Source organism: Pseudomonas floridensis, from assembly GCF_002087235.1.
GTDB lineage: Bacteria > Pseudomonadota > Gammaproteobacteria > Pseudomonadales > Pseudomonadaceae > Aquipseudomonas > Aquipseudomonas floridensis.
Genome location: NZ_MUIO01000096.1, coordinates 46779 through 62811 on the forward strand (window position 1 = coordinate 46779; position 16033 = coordinate 62811).

The window sequence follows — 16033 nt, forward strand, 5'->3', positions numbered from 1 at the left end:
CGGGTTATGCGTCCTTCTGTTTGGTGCCGAAAATCTTGTCGCCGGCATCGCCCAGGCCCGGGATGATGTAGCCGTGTTCGTTGAGACGCTCGTCGATGGACGCGGTGTAGATCATCACATCCGGGTGCGCGTTTTCTACAGCGGCAATGCCTTCGGGTGCGGCGACCAAAACCATGGCACGAATTTCCTTGCAGCCGGCCTTCTTCAGCAGGTCGATGGTCGCGACCATGGAGCTGCCGGTGGCCAGCATCGGATCGATGATCATCGCCAGACGCTCGTCGATTTCCGGCACCAGCTTTTCAAGGTAGGTGTGGGCCTGCAGAGTCTCTTCATTACGGGCCACGCCGACGGCGCTGACCTTGGCGCCCGGAATCAGGCTGAGCACGCCATCGAGCATGCCGATACCGGCGCGCAGGATCGGCACGACGGTGATTTTCTTGCCGGCGATCTTCTCGACCGATACGGTTCCGGCCCAGCCCTGGATGTCGTAGTTTTCCAGGGTCAGGTCGGCAGTGGCTTCATAAGTAAGCAGAGCGCCCACTTCCTGCGCCAGCTCCCGGAAATTCTTGGTGCTGATGTCTGCACGGCGCATCAGGCCGAGCTTGTGGCGGATCAGCGGATGACGGATCTCACGAATGGGCATAAGGAAAGGCTCCAGCGGGGGCAAAAAAACGGCCTAGATTAATCTATTCAGCAGATACTGTCTTACGATGTGTGCAGTATTGTTCTGTTGCTTGGACGTTCGAAGCTTTTAGAAGACACTCGCAACGTTAGTCCAGAATCGCTTGCCCTGAGTCGAACGTATGCGTACCTTTGCCCGCTTTTCTTACACTGCCCACACCTGGAGAGCGCTTCATGTCTGCTGATCTCGAGCATATCCGTCAAATCATGCGCGAGGCTGACTGCCTGTACACAGAGGCTGAAGTCGATGCTGCCATCGCCCGCGTCGGCGCGCAGATCAATGCCGAACTGGCTGAACGCAACCCGGTTGTGTTTTGCGTGATGAACGGCGGTCTGATTTTCTCGGGCAAGCTGTTGACCCACCTGAACTTCCCGCTGGAGGCGTCCTATCTGCACGCTACCCGTTATCGCAATGAAACCACAGGTGGCGACCTGTTCTGGAAAGCCAAGCCGGAAGTGTCGTTCATCGACCGCGACGTGCTGATCATCGATGACATTCTCGATGAAGGCCACACGCTGGGCGCGATCATCGACTTCTGCAAGCATGCCGGTGCCCGCGCCGTGCACACCGCGGTGCTGATCGACAAGGACCATGACCGCAAGGCTCGCCCGGACCTTAAAGCCAACTACGTCGGTCTGCCGTGCATCGACCGTTACATCTTCGGCTTCGGCATGGACTACAAAGGCTACTGGCGCAACGCTGCCGGTATCTACGCCGTCAAAGGCATGTAACGCAGCTTGACCGCTGCCTTGGCACACGCCGGGGCAGCGTCTGTCCGTTTCTCTCGGGGAAAACTGCATGAAGCTACTGATTCCCGGCGCGCTCGCGCTGGCGTTGTTGTCGGGGTTGCCATTCGTGACATCGGTGTCGGCCAGTCCCATGCATGAGCAATACCTGCCACCTGACGAGCAGGGCCTGCGTGTCGGGGAGCCCGAGCAGCAACAATTGATGCGGGTCACCGAGTTCACCATCGTCGCCGGTAATCAACGACTTTCCAGTCAGCAGCCGATTCCGGTCACGTCGCCGCTGCTATTACGTCTGAAGGGCAAGTCGCTGAACAAGGGCGCGTCCATCTCGCAGGTTCTGGTTCATTTCGATGCGGGCGATAGCAAAAGCCTCAAAAAACCGACTTACGACGAGTCTTCGCGCACCCTGACGCTCTACTATCCGCTGGCCCAATACCGGGTGCTGGTGGACCTGCTGCGCAATGAAAAGGTGTATTGCCAGTTCCTCAGCTACGCCAACGGCCACATCTGGGCCGATCTGCACACAACGCCCACACGCGCGCGTTGAGCCGCAGGCGCGCAGGGGGGTAAACTGCCCGCCCGTGAAAGTGTGCGACAAGCTGGAGCCTGCAATGCGTAAAGACAAAAAGCAGTTGATTGGCGATGAGATCGGTGACGAGCAGATCAAGCTGTTCCTCAACTTCGAACCCTACGACGCCACTTCGCCGTCGCTGCACAAGCTGATCAAGGCCTATCGCGGCCTGCGGATCAACGATTTCGAGCGCTTTCTGGTGTTCTTCAAGGAAGCCGGTCACGACTTCGACGGTAAGGACGAGCACGGCAATGACTTCATCGCTCTGATCAAGGATCAGCGCAACGCCGACGAGTACATCGAACTGATCGAACAGGCGCGCAGCTGAGCGCTCGCACCTTGAGCATGCCCACGCGGTGTGGGCATGCCGCCATGACGTGCTGCGTCGCCTTTCCAGACGCGTACGCAGGCGCGATCGCTGTCAGGCCTTACTTGCGGGCCTTGTAGGCTTTGCCGTAATGCCGTTCCAGGCGAGACTGCAACAGCTCGAGCCCGATCGACATGATCCAGTACAGCACCGCTGCGGTGGTCAGCATTTCGATGTAGCGATAGCTGGACCGGCCGTAGGATTGCGCCAGAAACATCACTTCCCAGACCCCCATCACTGAAATCAGCGACGAATCCTTGAGCATCGAGATGAACTGATTGGTTGTCGGCGGGATGATGGTGCGCATGGCCTGAGGCAGGGTTATACGCCAGAAGATCTGCGTCGGGCGCAGACCCAGTGCCAGCGCAGCCTCGCTTTGACCCGCGGCGACACCGATGATGCCGGCGCGAAAGATCTCGCTCAGGTACGCCCCGTAGTTCAGCGACAGGGCAATCACGCCGGCCATGATCGCGCCCGGCACGATCCCCACCTGCGGCAGGCCCAGGTAAATCAGCAGGATCTGAATCAGCAACGGCGTGCCGCGAAAGAACGACGCGTAGAAGCTGGCAATGCCGAACGCCACGGCGCTGCTGGACAGTCGCGCCAGCGCAGTGACGAAACCCAGCACCACCGAGACCACGATCGAGCACGCCGACACGAACAGCGTCAGGGCCGCACCTTGCAAAAAGCCATTGGGTGCCAGGTGCAGACCGATCAGGTTGGGCAGCTTGTCGAGGATGATCGACAGCTTGAGGTCGAAGCTCAGGAAAAAGCCCGCGAACAACAGGAACATGACCAGCCAGGTCAGGTACAGCCGTGTGCGGAAGCCGAAGACTCGTTTGAGCAGGCTTTGATCAGCCTGCTCGGGTGGACGCGGGAAAGAAGTCATTTACTGATATCGGCGCCGATCCATTTCTGCGACAACTTGCTCAGCGTGCCGTCCTTTTTCAGTTCTGCGAAGACTTCGCGAACCTTGGCGTCCCACTCGGGATCGTTCTTCTCGATGGCCACGAAGTTGGGCTCTTCGTACAGCGACTCGCCCGCCAGCTTGAAACGCTTGTCCTGATCAAGCCGTGGTTTGGCGGTCACCAGATTGGTGAGCACCGCGTCCAGTCGCACACCCGCGCCAAGTCCCAGGTCCTGGAACGCGACGTTGTCGTTATCGTACGGAGCGATCTGCACGTTTTCGAACGGATACTGCAACGGTGTGTCTTCCGCACCTTCGATCACCAGGTTTTTGTTCAGGTAACTTTCGTAACTCGATGCGCTGGTCAGGCCGACTTTCTTGTCGCTCAGGTCCTTGGCCGAATGAATGCGGTCATCCTTGGCGTTGACCACGATCACGGCAGGCGATGCGTAGTATTCGACCGGGAAGTTGAACACTTCGGCGCGGGCCTTGCTCGGGGTCATCGAGCAGACGCAGATGTCGTAACGACCGCTCCAGCGGCCTGCGGCGATCACATCCCACGAAGGCGTTTCGAAGCGCACCTTCACGCCCAGCTTCTGTGCCACGGCCTTGGCAACATCGACGTCAAAGCCGTCCAGCTCGTTTTTGTCATTCAGAAACGAGAAGGGCGGATAGCTCTCCATGAGGACATTGACCAGCTCTTTGTTCTTCTGCACGCGGTCCAGTGTGGCGCCGGCCAGGGCTTGAGTGGAGGCAGCCAGAGTAACCAGGCCAATGCCCAGCAAAGCGCTAAGTTTCACAGATGTCCCCTGAGAAAGTATTTGTAGTTTGATGAAAGTGCCGTATTAAATACGTTATACAAGACTGACTCATAATGAGTTTTTTTCATATACATATAAGTAGATCACCTATGACCCAAGGCACAACTGTAATTCTCGACGGCGGCATGGGCCGCGAACTACAGCGTCGCGGCGCGCCATTCCGCCAGCCAGAGTGGTCTGCGCTGGCCTTGAGTGAAGCGCCTGAAGCCGTCAGTGACGTGCATGCCGCTTATATCGAAAGTGGCGCTCAGGTGATTACCAGCAACAGTTACGCCGTGGTGCCGTTTCACATCGGCGAAGCGCGTTTCGCTGCTGAAGGTCAGGCGCTGGCTGCACTGGCCGGCCAACTGGCGCGGGCATCGGCCGATGCGTCGGGTGGTCGTACGCGAGTAGCGGGCTCCATTCCGCCGTTGTTCGGCTCTTACCGTCCCGACTTGTACAAGCCGGAGCGGGCTGCCGAAATCCTGCAACCTCTGGTCGCCGGTCTGACGCCTTATGTGGACCTGTGGCTGGCCGAAACGCAGAGCTGCATCCTTGAAGCGCAGACCATTCGAGCCGGGCTGCCAGCCGATGGCAAACCCTTCTGGCTGTCGTTCACCTTGCAGGACGAGGACACTGATGAGGTTCCGCGTTTGCGTTCCGGCGAGCCGGTGGCGGACGCGGCCAAGGCAGCCGCTGAAATGGGCGTCGCGACCCTGCTGTTCAACTGCAGTCAGCCGGAAGTGATTGGCGGCGCAATCGATGCTGCGCGTGAGGTGTTCAAATCGTTGAACGTAGACATCGCGATTGGCGCCTACGCCAACGCCTTCCCGCCGCAGCCTAAAGACGCTACCGCCAACGACGGTCTGGATGAATTGCGTGAGGACCTCGATCCTCAGGGTTATCAGCAATGGGCGGCAGACTGGGTCAAGCGCGGTGCCACGCACATCGGCGGCTGCTGCGGCATCGGTCCCGAACACATCGCAGTGTTGTCACGCAGTCTCTAATCGATCACTTTTGGCGCGCTAAAAGAAAAACCCCGTGGCTCTTGCGAGTCCACGGGGTTTTTCATTCACGCGTTGAAGCGAAGCAGATCAGGCGAAGCTCTGTTCCTGATTGGTCTTTTCAGCCAGTTCCAGGCTTTCGTCGCTCTGGCTGCTGATGCGCTCGTACAGCTGCGCGTCGGTTTCCAGGGCTTTTTCCCGCGCCGGGAAAATCTCGTTGAGCTTGGCAGCCCACTCGGTGCGGGTTTTTTCCGGGAAGCAGCGCTCGAGCAATTCCAGCATGATCGAGACCGTCACGGAGGCACCGGGCGAGGCGCCAAGCAATGCCGCCAGTGAGCCGTCCTTCGCCGACACCAGTTCGGTGCCGAATTGCAGCACGCCGCCTTTCTTGGCGTCCTTTTTGATGATCTGCACGCGCTGACCGGCGACTTCAAGACGCCAGTCCTCGGCCTTGGCCTCCGGGTAGAAGCGACGCAGGGATTCCAGACGCTGCTCCATCGACTGCATGACTTCGCTGACCAGGTATTTGGTCAGGTCCATGTTGTCGCGGGCCACGGCCAGCATCGGCTTGATGTTGGCCACGCGCACCGACAGCGGCAGATCGAGGAACGAGCCGTGTTTCAGAAACTTGGTGGTGAAGCCGGCATAAGGTCCGAACAGCAAGGATTTCTTGCCATCGACCACCCGGGTATCCAGATGCGGCACCGACATCGGCGGCGATCCGACGGCGGCCTGGCTGTACACCTTGGCCTGATGATGCTTGACCACTTCCGGATTGTCGCAACGCAGCCACTGGCCACTGACCGGGAAGCCGCCAAAGCCTTTGCTTTCTTCGATGCCGGACATTTGCAGCAAGGGCAGCGCCGCACCGCCCGCGCCGAGGAACACGAATTTCGCGTCGATCTGCCGGGTTCCGCCGCTGTTCACGTCCTTGATGGTCACGGTCCAGCCGTCACCCTTGCGGGTCAGGTCGGTTACGCGCTTGCAGTATTTGACCTGAGCATCCGGGGCGCTGGAGAGGTGCTTGAGCAACTGATTGGTCAGCGCGCCGAAATTGACGTCGGTGCCGTTCATCATGCGTGTCGCGGCAATCTTCTCGTCCGCCGGACGGCCCGGCATCATCAGCGGCATCCACTCGGCAAGCGTCGTCTTGTCTTCGGTGTATTCCATCGACGAGAACGCGTGGTGCTTGCGCATGGCCTCAAAACGGGTCTTGAGGAAGGAAATGCCGTTTTCGCCCTGAACGAAACTCAGGTGCGGGACCGGATTGATGAACGACTTCGCAGAGCCGAAGGTGCCTTTGCGGGCCAGGTAAGCCCAGAACTGCTTGGACACTTCGAACTGGGTGTTGATGTGCACCGCTTTCTTGATGTCGATGGAGCCATCGGCGGCGGGCGGGGTGTAGTTCAGTTCGCACAGGCCGGCGTGGCCGGTGCCTGCGTTGTTCCAGGGGTTGGAACTCTCTGCAGCACCTGAGTCCATGAGCTCAACGACTTCCAGCTTGAGGCCGGGGTCGAGCTCTTTGAGCAGTACGGCCAGCGTGGCACTCATGATGCCCGCTCCGACCAGTACTACATCGACTGCTTCGTTATGCGCCATTAACGCGTCTCCAAAATCTGCAGCACCAAATTGACGGCATACGATCCTGAGGCTGTGTGCCGGGATGTCGGGGCAAGGGTCTGGGTTGTGCCCATCGCTTCCCGGCCAGGATCGCCTGTCCGATTCTTCGCAATTTTTTGCATCTCAAGCGCAGGTCCCGGTCAGGCTCAATCGAGGTTCATCGTAAGGCATGAACGCACGTTCGAACCTGCTCGGCCATTCGACCATCGTCAAGGTGTCGGTCACTTGAGTGACCGGTTCCCGACGATCGTCTTCAGGCTCCGGTGATGGAGGCGCAGTCGCGGTCAGTCCTGTTCAAAAGGGCCGGTTCAGACGCTGATGGTGCCTTTACAAACGCGTACCTATTCATTGCTCGCCACACTCTTGTGAAGTAGTGAAACCGTTTTTCACGTTCTTTTGGAAACGCGAACCAAACCTCAAAAATGGCTGCGATGGCAGCTCTGGCAGATCGATGCATACAAGGTGAGGCGCTGATAGGCCAGAAAGGTTCGATGGGATTCGAGCGTTTCTGCACCATTCATCGAGCACACCGGTCTGCAATGACCTGTGTGGGCGGCTCTCTGTGGGCAGAACGGAGGCGCTAATACGGTGATTAGCCATGCTGCGAGGCCCGATCAGGAGACGTCCTTATAATCGGGGGGAGATTATAGCGATGAAACGACAGGAATTGATCGGTTTAAGTGACTTTTATTCGCGATCGGGTCAGGCGGTGATTAACTGACGGCGTGTCGCCCGCACGCTGCGTTGCGCTACTCGTGCGCTGGCGGGCAATGGGCGATTCAGCCAGGTGAGTTTCTGTTCGTGGACTTCGACCCACTCATGACCCGAAGGATGCTCGGCACATTGCTTGAACGCACGGCAGATGCCGGTGTGATCCACGCGAGCGTAGTGGCGGTGCTGTGGGCGTGAGGTGAACAGAGACCAGAACGGATTCATGGCGCAGCTCCTTTCATGAGTGAGCGTCGGGGCAGTGAAGGCAAGTCTGCCGCCCTGATATGACGCCCTGATTACATGAGCCGGGCCTGAACCATCCGGTGTTCCGGGCGGTCCCAGCCTTACTGGTTGGCGGACACTGTTAGCCGGTGTTGCACGCCGCTATACTGCGGCACATTCAGTGCCTGGCCCATGGAGAAATGAGCATGCTGCGTCGCCTTTTGTTCGGTTTGCTTGCTGTAAGCAGTTTGACCCTGGTGGGCTGTGCCCACAGTCCGCAACAACTCAGCCCGCAACCCAAGCTGAATGCACAACTGGCCCCTGTCGGGCGTGGTCAGCCGGTCATCGTGCGCGTAGTGGACGGCCGCCCTGGCCCGACGCTGGGTACTCGTGGCGGTATGTACCCGGAAACCAGCTCCATCAGCGTCAGTGGCAATGACATCGTGCCCAAGCTGCAGGCCCAGGCCGAAGCAGCCGTGCGCCTGTTGGGTTTCACGCCGACTCAGGGCGGCGGCAACGCTCCGCAGCTGACCGTGACCCTGGCAGATCTCAAGTATCAGTCGCCCAAGGAAGGTCTGTACGTGACCGAAGCCACCATCAGCTCTACCTTCCGTGCCGATGTACGCAACAATGGTCGTAACTACAGTGGCCGTTATGCGGCGTCGCTGGATCAGCGTTTCGGCATGGCACCCAACCAGGAAACGAACACCAAGCTGGTCAGTGATGTCCTGAGCGACGCCCTGACCCGTGTGTTCCAGGACCCGACCATCGGTTCGACCCTGTCGCAGTAAATCACGGCGAACAAAAAGCCCGGCCCTCGATGAGAGGGCCGGGCTTTTTTACATCTGCAGGATTCAGAGCGGGTCAGGCTGCCTGCTGATAGAAGTCCAGAAAGCTGAAGCCGGTGTCCTGATCCAGGTCGGGCAGATCGTGATGAACATGGCCGCCCAACGCGCAGTAGACAAGCCAGTGACGGTCCTGGACATTGAACGCCAGCGCGTCGATCAGCTCCTGCTGTTCATCGCTCTGGGCAATCAGATAAAGGCGATCCTGGTTTTTTGCATGCAGCATGACAAGCTCCAAAAAGAGGGAAGTCCGTTTCTTGAGGAGCCACACAATGCCGGGGGTGCGTTACGGTTAGGTGACAGCGGCCAGGGAAATTTCTTACAAGATACTTCGAAATCGGGTCGTGTCCGCGGTAAGCATGCCGAGCCATTCTTGATCCTTCGGCTGCATGCCAATGCGGGGCATTGGCATGCTCGGTCGCCGTTCATTTAAAGTGGCAGCCCGGCCTTTACCCGATATTGATTACGTACCGGCGTCGCGTATTGCTGAATCAGGTAAGGCCGATGCTCGGCAGGCGTGCCGGCCAGTCGGCTTTCCCACTCATCCTTTGCCCGGTTGAGTTCTTCGGTGGGAAACAGATCGGCAGCCAGCGGCACGTTCAGGCTCGGGTCTGCATCAGCCCACTGGGCGTAAGCCAGGTAATGCACCGGGAACAGGCGATAGCCCCCGAGAATCTGCCGATCCATTTCGATGGCCAATTGTTTGGTGTCTTCGAAATGCTCGGTGACCGGCGGCGCGAAGTTCACGTGCACGCGGCCTTTATAACCGGTGATGCCGAGCGCAATGCTCACGTCATCTTCGCCTGGCGTCTTGGTGTAGACCCCGGTGGTCGCACGGATGTACAGCTCGCGAGCCTTGGCCTGGTCGCACGGATCGTATTCGTAGCTGATCGAGACCGGAATCAGATTGAGCGAGCGGATCACGTCACCGAAGGGTTCATCCTTGCGGCTCATGTGAAACATCTTGAGGATCGCCGATTCGGTACGGTCGTCACCGTCCTTGGCGCGACCCTCGGCCTGCGCGATCCAGATCGATTGGCAATCCTGGGTAATCGAATGGTTGATGTACGCCGACAACAACTGATAGGCCGCCATCTTCTCGCGACGGCCGATGATCGAGCGGTGCACGATAAAGCTCTTGTTCAGGCGCATCAGGTCGCTGACGAAGGGCTTCTGCAGCAGGTTGTCACCGATGGCGATTCGCGGCGTGGGCAGGCCTGCGTGGTACACGGCATAGTTGACGAACGCCGGGTCCATCACGATATCGCGGTGGTTGGCCAGAAACAGGTACGCGCAGCCGGACTTGAGTTGCTCCACGCCGGTGTAAGTCACCCCATCGGTGGCACGCTCGATGGTGTGGTCGACGTAATACTCGACCTTGTCCTGCAGCGTGGCGACCGAATCGATACCGGCGAACTCACGGCGCAGTTTACGGGCAAGCGTAGGCTGCAGAAACCAGCCGAAGGCGGGTGCCAGACGTGGAAAACGGAATTTGGTCAGGATGGCGAGAAAGGCTTTGTCGCTCAGCAGACGTGCCAGAACGGCCGGGACTTCTGCATCGTTGTAAGGTCGGATGGCATCGAATTCGCCCATCATGCTCTCTTGTTGGAAACGGATAGGGTAAAAAGAAGGCAGGTTTGTCACGACAACCTTCGAAGAATGAGGCAATTATACGCATAACTGATCCCGGAGACCGCGATGCAGGAATTACAGAGTTACGACTGCCCTTACTGCGGCGAGCCTGTGGAAGCCGTGCTGGATTTGTCCGGTGGCGATCAACAGTACATTGAAGACTGTCCGGTCTGTTGCCGCCCGATCGTATTCGACCTCCAGACCGACGGTGAGGAATGGCATCTGGATGTACGCAGCGAGAATGAGTGATGCAGAGAATCTACGAGCCGGAAAACCTCATGGAAGGCGAGTTGCTGCAGGGCATGCTGGCCAGCGAAGGGATCGAAGCGCACCTCGCCGGGCGTGACCTGCTCGGCGGTATGGGCGAGTTGCCCGTGTTCGGCCTGCTCTGGATTACCGTGGAAGACGACATGGTCGAGCGCGCACGCGCGTTGATCACTGCGTACAATGCAGCTTCGCCGATGTCCGGTGGTGACGAGCCGGACAGCTTCCCCGATGTACTGGTGTGTTGAACACCTTCATTCAAAAGAGTCCGAATACCCCTCATGTGTGGACGTTATGCCCTGTTTCGCTGGACACCCGCTTTCGCGGCCTTGCCCGGTTTTCCGGCTGACCAGCAGGCGCAATGGAATATTTCTCCGGCCGACTGGGTATTGATCATGCGTGCTGCCGAGGCGGACGGTGATATCGAGCTGGTGCGCGCCCGTTGGGGACTGACCCCGGCGTGGCTCACCGACCTGTCGCGAACGCCCGCTCATGCGCGGGCCGAGACGGTGGCCGAACAGCCGATGTTTCGTGAAGCGTTCATCAAACGTCGCTGCCTGCTGCCGGCCAATGGTTTCTATGAATGGCGCGGCACATCGCGCAAACGCCCGTTCTGGCTGACGCCGGGCGAAGGCTCGGCGCTGTTTTTTGCCGCCATCTGGGAAGCGTATCCGGTGCAGGGTCACACTTACCTGAGCGTGGCCGTCGTCACTCAGGCCGCCGCCACGCAACGTCGTCCACTGATTCTGGATGCCGAAGGGCAGAAAGCCTGGCTGGCGGCCGATACGCCGCTCCCGGCATTACAGGCCTTGCTCGCGGCACCGCAAATGGCCTTGCGCGAGCGGCCGCTGGCCAACTTTGTGAACGACCCGAAACTCAATGCGCCGGAGTGCCTCACGCCGCTGGGTTGAGTCAGCCATGTTCATCCAGACACCGTTCTGATACACATCTGACATACCTGAGGAACCATTTGCCGCTGCCATGTACCAACATGGCACTTGGCTGGTATCTGGCGCTGGGTGTCTTCACGCCCTAGGATGACCGCCTCACGAACAAGGAGATTCACCATGCGTCAGTCATTTGCCCTCTGTGCCTTGAGCGCTGCGTTACTGCTCGGCGGGTGTCAGGCCGTCAATACCACGACCGGTGATTCGGTAGGTGTCGAGCGCAAGCAGTACATGTTCAGCATGCTCTCCACCGACGAAGTGAACAAAATGTACGCGCAGTCCTACCAGCAGACGGTGGGCGAGGCGAGCAGCAAGGGCGTGCTGGACACCACCAGTGAGGATGCCAAACGTGTCAATGCGATTGCCAGGCGCCTGATTGCCCAGGCACCGAAACTGCGGCCCGATTCGGCCCAGTGGCAGTGGGAAGTGAATCTGATCAAGAGCGATGACCTTAACGCCAATTGCGGCCCTGGCGGCAAGATCATCGTCTTCACCGGCCTGATCGATACCCTGAAGCTGACCGATGATGAAATCGCGGCGGTCATGGGCCATGAAATTGCCCACGCCTTGCGCGAGCACGGACGCGAGGCGATGTCCAAGGCCTATGGCGTGGCGATGGCCAAACAGGGTGCGGGCGCCTTGCTCGGTCTGGGTCAGGACAGCCTGGCGCTGGCCGACACGGTGGTCAATTACAGCCTGACGCTGCCCAACAGCCGCAGCAATGAAAACGAAGCCGATCTGCTGGGCCTCGAACTGGCCGCTCGCGCCGGTTACAACCCGAACGCGGCGATCAGCCTGTGGCAGAAAATGACCCAGAACTCCGGTGGTTCGCAGCCTGAATTCATGAGCACTCACCCGGCTTCGCAGAACCGGATCGCGTCCCTGCAGGCCGCCATTCCCAAGGTGATGCCGTTGTATCAGAGCGCGCCCAAGTCCTGATCGACGCGCAGAAACGGCGCGTTGCCTGACCGCTCGCAACGCGCCTGAATCCCTCACTTCAGACCCAGCCACTGACCTGCATCGCCTTGTACACCGCCACCAGCGCCAGTACGAAAAACGCACAGGCGGCGAGTCGGCGAATCATCGTCAACGGCAGCTTCTCGGCGGCAAAATTGCCCGCCAGTACCACCGGCACGTTGGCAATCAGCATGCCGACCGTGGTGCCGATGATCACCAGCCACAAATACGAATACTGCGCTGCGAGCATGACCGTAGCGATCTGCGTCTTGTCGCCGATTTCTGCGATGAAGAAGGTGATGAGGGTGGTCATGAACGGACCGAATTTGCGTGCGGTGCTGGCTTCGTCATCGTCCATCTTGTCCGGAACCAGGGTCCAGAGCGCGGTGGCGGTGAAACTTGCGGCGAGAATCCAGTGCAGGACCGCGTCGGAAAGGAAACTGCTGAACCAGGCACCTACTGCTCCGGCCGCCGCATGGTTGGCCAGGGTCGCGGCGACAATGCCGGCGATGATGGGCCAGGGTTTGCGAAAGCGTGCGGCGAGGATGAGCGCGAGCAATTGCGTCTTGTCACCGATTTCGGCAAGCGCAACGACTGCGGTAGGGATTAAGAGTGATTCCAGCATCAGGTTTCCTAAGGGGCGGGTCGACACGGCTATGACACGTACAGCCTTCCCGCCCCGGGTAAGGTGTTCGTGTCATAGGTCTTGTCAAACCACCGATCCGTCTGAGCGGATTCCGGGTCGCACGTACCATGGTCTGAGGACCAAGTATGTTGATACGTGCCGGACGAGCGTGAGGCTCGTGGGAGACTACTCCCCTAGGACGGAGCGGATTCTGCCTTCGCAAAATCCTTTCGGCAAGCTCTTATTTCAAGAACGTTTGGCGCTATAGATTTTGAAGCCGTTGCCCTGAGCGCGCACTTCACAGGTGCCGACATGCTCTTCGATCAGCGGCTGATAGCGCAGAAAGTTATTTGCAACAAGGCGTAGTTCGCCACCTGATTTCAGATGTTGGCGCGCTTTTCTTAGCAGGTTTTCAGTGGCCATGTAGTCGGTATGAACACCGACATGAAACGGCGGATTGCTCAGAATCGTGTTCAATCCCATGGGCGCGGCGTCGATGCCATCGCCGGTCAGTACCTGTGCTTCGAGACCGTTGGCGGCCAGCGTCAGGCGTGAGCTGGCGGTCGCGAAGGCATCGACATCCAGCATCACCACCTCGTTGTGCGGATAACGACGCTTGACCGCAGCCCCCAGAACGCCCGCGCCGCAGCCGAAGTCCAGCAAGTTGCCACTCGGAAGCTTGTCGATATTCTCCAGAAGTAACGCCGAGCCACGGTCCAGCCGACCATGGCTGAACACGCCGGGCAGGCTGATCACGGTCAGCGGGCCGTCCTGCAAGTCGATCTGATAAGGCTTGGCGAGGCTTTCCAGGCTGACCGCTTGCGGGGCATTTTCAACCGTGACCTGCCAGAGCTGGCAATGACGGGCGCTGTCGAGCTTGCGGGCGCGGCCGAAAGGGCTCAGTTGGCGTGCGGCGGCTTCGATACCGCCACGCTTTTCGCCCACCAGAAACAGCTCGCGGCCCTGTAGCCGCGAGGCCAGCGCGTTGAGCAGGTAGTCCGTCAGGTCGCGGGCTTTGGGCAGAAACAGCACTGTAGCGTCGAAAGGCTCGTGTGGCGCTTCGACGCCGAAGTGCGTACGACCATCGAAGCGTGCGTCCAGCGCGGCCTGATCGCCTGCATGCCAGCACCAGCCCCTTGCATCCGGCAGTTTCCCGAGCAGGTCGTCGGCGGGTAGACCGGCCAACAATAGCGAGCCCTGAAACAGCTCGGCCTGACGGAGTAACACTTCACTGCGCGGGTCCATGGAATGGCTCCTGAAAAAGCGCGCAGTTTAACAGGGTTGGGTCGGTGGCATTCTGCAGAAAGCGACAGGATTGACGGTGTTCGATCGGCCCGTGTTAGCTGGTCACCACCCTGATCGGTGCACCGGCAAAGAACGCCCGGGCGTTTTCGGTCACCTGGCTGACGATGCGTTGCCGTGCTTCGCGTGCGCCCCAGGCGCTGTGCGGTGTGATGATCAGCCGCGGGATGTCACCCGCCAGCAGTGGATTGCCGGCCGCTGGCGGTTCGACACTCAGCACATCTGACGCCGCGCCACCCAGATGGCCGTTGCGCAGCGCATCGGCCAGCGCCTGCTCGTTGATCAGGCCGCCGCGCGCGGTGTTGACGATGAGCGCGTGGGGTTTCATCAGGCTCAGTTCATGGGCACCGATCATGTCGCGGGTGTTGTCGTTGAGCGGGCAGTGCAGGGTCAGGGCATCGACCTGAGGCAGCAACGCCTCCAGCGGCAAACGGTCCGGACGCGCTGGACGGCCGGGGATCTGCCCCGACAGTACGCGCATGCCAAACGCCTCGGCCAGCCGTGCCACCGCCCCACCCAGTTCGCCATGACCGAGCAGGCCCAGCGTCTTGCCTTCCAGCTCGACGATCGGAAAATCCAGCAGGCAGAACTGCTTCGATTGTTGCCAGAGGCCCTGATGCACCGCGTGTTGATAATCCGGCAGACGAGTAGCGAGCGCCAGCAGCAGAAGCAGCGTGTGTTGGGCCACCGAAGGCGTGCCGTAACCCTGACAGTTGCACACCGTCACGCCGTGCTCGCGGGCGGCTGTCAGATCGATATTGTTGGTCCCGGTTGCGGTGACCAGAATCAGCTTCAGATCCGAACAGGCCGCGAACGTGTTGGCATCGATCACCACTTTGTTGCTGATTACCACGTGCGCGCCTTGCAGTCGCTGCGCAACCTGGTCGGGCGTCGTACCGGCGTGCAGAACCAGCTCGCCGAAGCTTTCGCGCAAGGGGCCGAGGTCCAGATCACCCAGATCCAGAGACGTGTGGTCGAGGAAGACTGCTCTGCCGGGATTACTCATAGCTGTACCTTTTACGGGGAAATGGAAAAGCGTAGTGTGATCAGCCTATCAGAGCCAAGGCTCGTTCATATTCATCCGGAGGAGGCCCCATGTACTGGGCAGAATTTCTCACCGTTGCACTGATCCACCTGCTGGCCGTCGCCAGTCCCGGTCCGGATTTCGCTGTGGTGGTGCGCGAGAGCGTTACCCATGGGCGCAAGGCCGGAACCTGGGCTGCGCTGGGTGTCGGTTCAGCGATCTTCCTGCATGTCGGGTATTCGTTGCTGGGCATCGGCATCATCGTTTCCCAGTCCATCGTGCTGTTCAACGCCTTGAAATGGGCCGCTGCTGCCTACCTGCTTTACATTGGCTTCAAGGCTCTGCGTGCCAAACCCGCGAGTGCATCGGACAACGTCATCAAGACCGTTGCAGGCGAGCGCACCGCGCGTGGCGCCTACACGAGCGGCTTCGTCACCAACGGCCTGAACCCCAAGGCGACGCTGTTTTTCCTCTCGCTGTTCACTGTCGTGATCAACCCGCACACTCCGCTGCTGGTGCAGGGCGGTTACGGTGTCTATCTCGCGGTGGCGACTGCCTTGTGGTTCTGTCTGGTGGCCCGTCTGTTCAGTCAGGCGCGGGTACGTGCCGGGTTTGCGCGCATGGGCCACTGGTTCGACCGTGCAATGGGCGGCGTGCTGATCGCGCTGGGCGTGAAACTGGCGCTGACCGAGGTGCGCTGAGTTTGCCGATGTGAGCGGGCGATGCCTGTGACAGGTGCAAGCGTCTCAGGCCCGTCGCAGCTGGCCAGACGCCTGCACGCAGGTCATGAACAAATCATCATTTTGG

Annotated in this window: 20 protein-coding genes and 1 riboswitch; of the genes, 10 read left to right on the plus strand and 10 right to left on the minus strand. The window is 59.7% G+C overall.

Annotated elements, in window-relative coordinates; translation table 11 throughout:
• Positions 1-4: 4 nt before the first annotated feature.
• Positions 5-643: a uracil phosphoribosyltransferase gene (gene upp / locus BZK31_RS22430; RefSeq protein WP_083185496.1), complete on the minus strand. Its 639-nt coding sequence runs from the start codon at positions 641-643 to the stop codon at positions 5-7.
• Positions 644-855: 212 nt separating this feature from the next.
• Here upp and BZK31_RS22435 point away from each other — a divergent pair, with 212 nt between their 5' ends.
• The 3 genes from BZK31_RS22435 (at position 856) to BZK31_RS22445 (ending at position 2327) form a co-directional block, all read left to right on the plus strand.
• Positions 856-1413 carry a hypoxanthine-guanine phosphoribosyltransferase gene (locus BZK31_RS22435; protein ID WP_004879756.1) on the plus strand — a complete coding sequence of 186 codons (558 nt, stop codon included), beginning with the start codon at positions 856-858 and terminating at the stop codon, positions 1411-1413.
• Between the two features lie 67 nt (positions 1414-1480).
• Positions 1481-1975, plus strand: coding sequence for a hypothetical protein (locus BZK31_RS22440; RefSeq protein WP_083185497.1), 495 nt, complete (start codon positions 1481-1483; stop codon positions 1973-1975).
• A 64-nt stretch (positions 1976-2039) separates the two neighbouring features.
• Positions 2040-2327 carry a PA4642 family protein gene (locus tag BZK31_RS22445; RefSeq protein WP_083185498.1) on the plus strand — a complete coding sequence of 96 codons (288 nt, stop codon included), beginning with the start codon at positions 2040-2042 and terminating at the stop codon, positions 2325-2327.
• 100 nt (positions 2328-2427) lie between these two features.
• Here BZK31_RS22445 and BZK31_RS22450 read toward each other — a convergent pair whose 3' ends face one another.
• On the minus strand, positions 2428-3255 hold the full coding sequence (locus tag BZK31_RS22450; RefSeq protein WP_083185499.1) for an amino acid ABC transporter permease: 828 nt from the start codon (positions 3253-3255) through the stop codon (positions 2428-2430).
• On the minus strand, positions 3252-4073 hold the full coding sequence (locus tag BZK31_RS22455; RefSeq protein WP_083185500.1) for an ABC transporter substrate-binding protein: 822 nt from the start codon (positions 4071-4073) through the stop codon (positions 3252-3254). Before BZK31_RS22455 ends, BZK31_RS22450 begins: the two co-directional genes overlap by 4 nt.
• Positions 4074-4183: 110 nt before the next feature.
• On the opposite strand from BZK31_RS22455, the gene BZK31_RS22460 reads away from it, so the two are divergent.
• The gene (locus BZK31_RS22460; protein WP_167378084.1) at positions 4184-5080 is read left to right on the plus strand and encodes a homocysteine S-methyltransferase family protein; all 897 of its coding nucleotides are present in this window, start codon (positions 4184-4186) and stop codon (positions 5078-5080) included.
• An 87-nt stretch (positions 5081-5167) separates the two neighbouring features.
• On the opposite strand, the gene mqo is transcribed toward BZK31_RS22460, so the two are convergent.
• Together mqo and BZK31_RS22470 are read right to left on the minus strand one after the other, a co-directional pair.
• On the minus strand, positions 5168-6676 hold the full coding sequence (mqo, locus tag BZK31_RS22465; protein WP_083185502.1) for a malate dehydrogenase (quinone): 1509 nt from the start codon (positions 6674-6676) through the stop codon (positions 5168-5170).
• 723 nt (positions 6677-7399) lie between these two features.
• On the minus strand, positions 7400-7633 hold the full coding sequence (locus tag BZK31_RS22470) for a hypothetical protein (protein WP_083185503.1): 234 nt from the start codon (positions 7631-7633) through the stop codon (positions 7400-7402).
• A gap of 203 nt (positions 7634-7836) precedes the next feature.
• On the opposite strand from BZK31_RS22470, the gene BZK31_RS22475 reads away from it, so the two are divergent.
• A complete protein-coding gene (locus BZK31_RS22475; protein WP_025993200.1) occupies positions 7837-8421 on the plus strand; it encodes a YajG family lipoprotein in 585 nt (194 codons plus the stop codon).
• 73 nt (positions 8422-8494) lie between these two features.
• Here BZK31_RS22475 and BZK31_RS22480 read toward each other — a convergent pair whose 3' ends face one another.
• Positions 8495-8701 (minus strand): hypothetical protein, encoded by a 207-nt coding sequence (locus BZK31_RS22480; protein WP_083185504.1) that lies wholly within the window; start codon positions 8699-8701, stop codon positions 8495-8497.
• A gap of 203 nt (positions 8702-8904) precedes the next feature.
• Entirely contained in the window at positions 8905-10068 is a 1164-nt protein-coding gene (locus tag BZK31_RS22485) for a 1-acyl-sn-glycerol-3-phosphate acyltransferase (RefSeq protein ID WP_083185505.1), read from the minus strand.
• A 105-nt stretch (positions 10069-10173) separates the two neighbouring features.
• Here BZK31_RS22485 and BZK31_RS22490 point away from each other — a divergent pair, with 105 nt between their 5' ends.
• From BZK31_RS22490 to BZK31_RS22505, 4 genes are all read left to right on the plus strand, one after another.
• Entirely contained in the window at positions 10174-10356 is a 183-nt protein-coding gene (locus BZK31_RS22490; protein ID WP_083185506.1) for a CPXCG motif-containing cysteine-rich protein, read from the plus strand.
• The gene (locus BZK31_RS22495; protein ID WP_083185507.1) at positions 10356-10619 is read left to right on the plus strand and encodes a putative signal transducing protein; all 264 of its coding nucleotides are present in this window, start codon (positions 10356-10358) and stop codon (positions 10617-10619) included. Before BZK31_RS22490 ends, BZK31_RS22495 begins: the two co-directional genes overlap by 1 nt.
• A gap of 33 nt (positions 10620-10652) precedes the next feature.
• Positions 10653-11282, plus strand: coding sequence for an SOS response-associated peptidase (locus BZK31_RS22500; protein ID WP_083185508.1), 630 nt, complete (start codon positions 10653-10655; stop codon positions 11280-11282).
• A gap of 156 nt (positions 11283-11438) precedes the next feature.
• Positions 11439-12257, plus strand: a complete 819-nt coding sequence (locus BZK31_RS22505; RefSeq protein WP_083185509.1) for a M48 family metallopeptidase — start codon at positions 11439-11441, stop codon at positions 12255-12257.
• Between the two features lie 58 nt (positions 12258-12315).
• On the opposite strand, the gene BZK31_RS22510 is transcribed toward BZK31_RS22505, so the two are convergent.
• The 3 genes from BZK31_RS22510 to BZK31_RS22520 all read right to left on the minus strand — a co-directional run bounded on the left by BZK31_RS22510 (position 12316) and on the right by BZK31_RS22520 (position 15208).
• On the minus strand, positions 12316-12900 hold the full coding sequence (locus BZK31_RS22510; RefSeq protein ID WP_083185510.1) for a TMEM165/GDT1 family protein: 585 nt from the start codon (positions 12898-12900) through the stop codon (positions 12316-12318).
• Between the two features lie 69 nt (positions 12901-12969).
• Positions 12970-13108, minus strand: a riboswitch (yybP-ykoY riboswitch).
• Between the two features lie 38 nt (positions 13109-13146).
• Positions 13147-14145: a class I SAM-dependent methyltransferase gene (locus BZK31_RS22515; RefSeq protein ID WP_083185511.1), complete on the minus strand. Its 999-nt coding sequence runs from the start codon at positions 14143-14145 to the stop codon at positions 13147-13149.
• A 94-nt stretch (positions 14146-14239) separates the two neighbouring features.
• Positions 14240-15208, minus strand: coding sequence for a 2-hydroxyacid dehydrogenase (locus tag BZK31_RS22520; protein ID WP_083185512.1), 969 nt, complete (start codon positions 15206-15208; stop codon positions 14240-14242).
• 89 nt (positions 15209-15297) lie between these two features.
• Between BZK31_RS22520 and BZK31_RS22525 the strand changes: the two genes are divergently transcribed.
• Positions 15298-15927: a LysE family translocator gene (locus BZK31_RS22525; RefSeq protein ID WP_083185513.1), complete on the plus strand. Its 630-nt coding sequence runs from the start codon at positions 15298-15300 to the stop codon at positions 15925-15927.
• Positions 15928-16033: the final 106 nt, after the last annotated feature.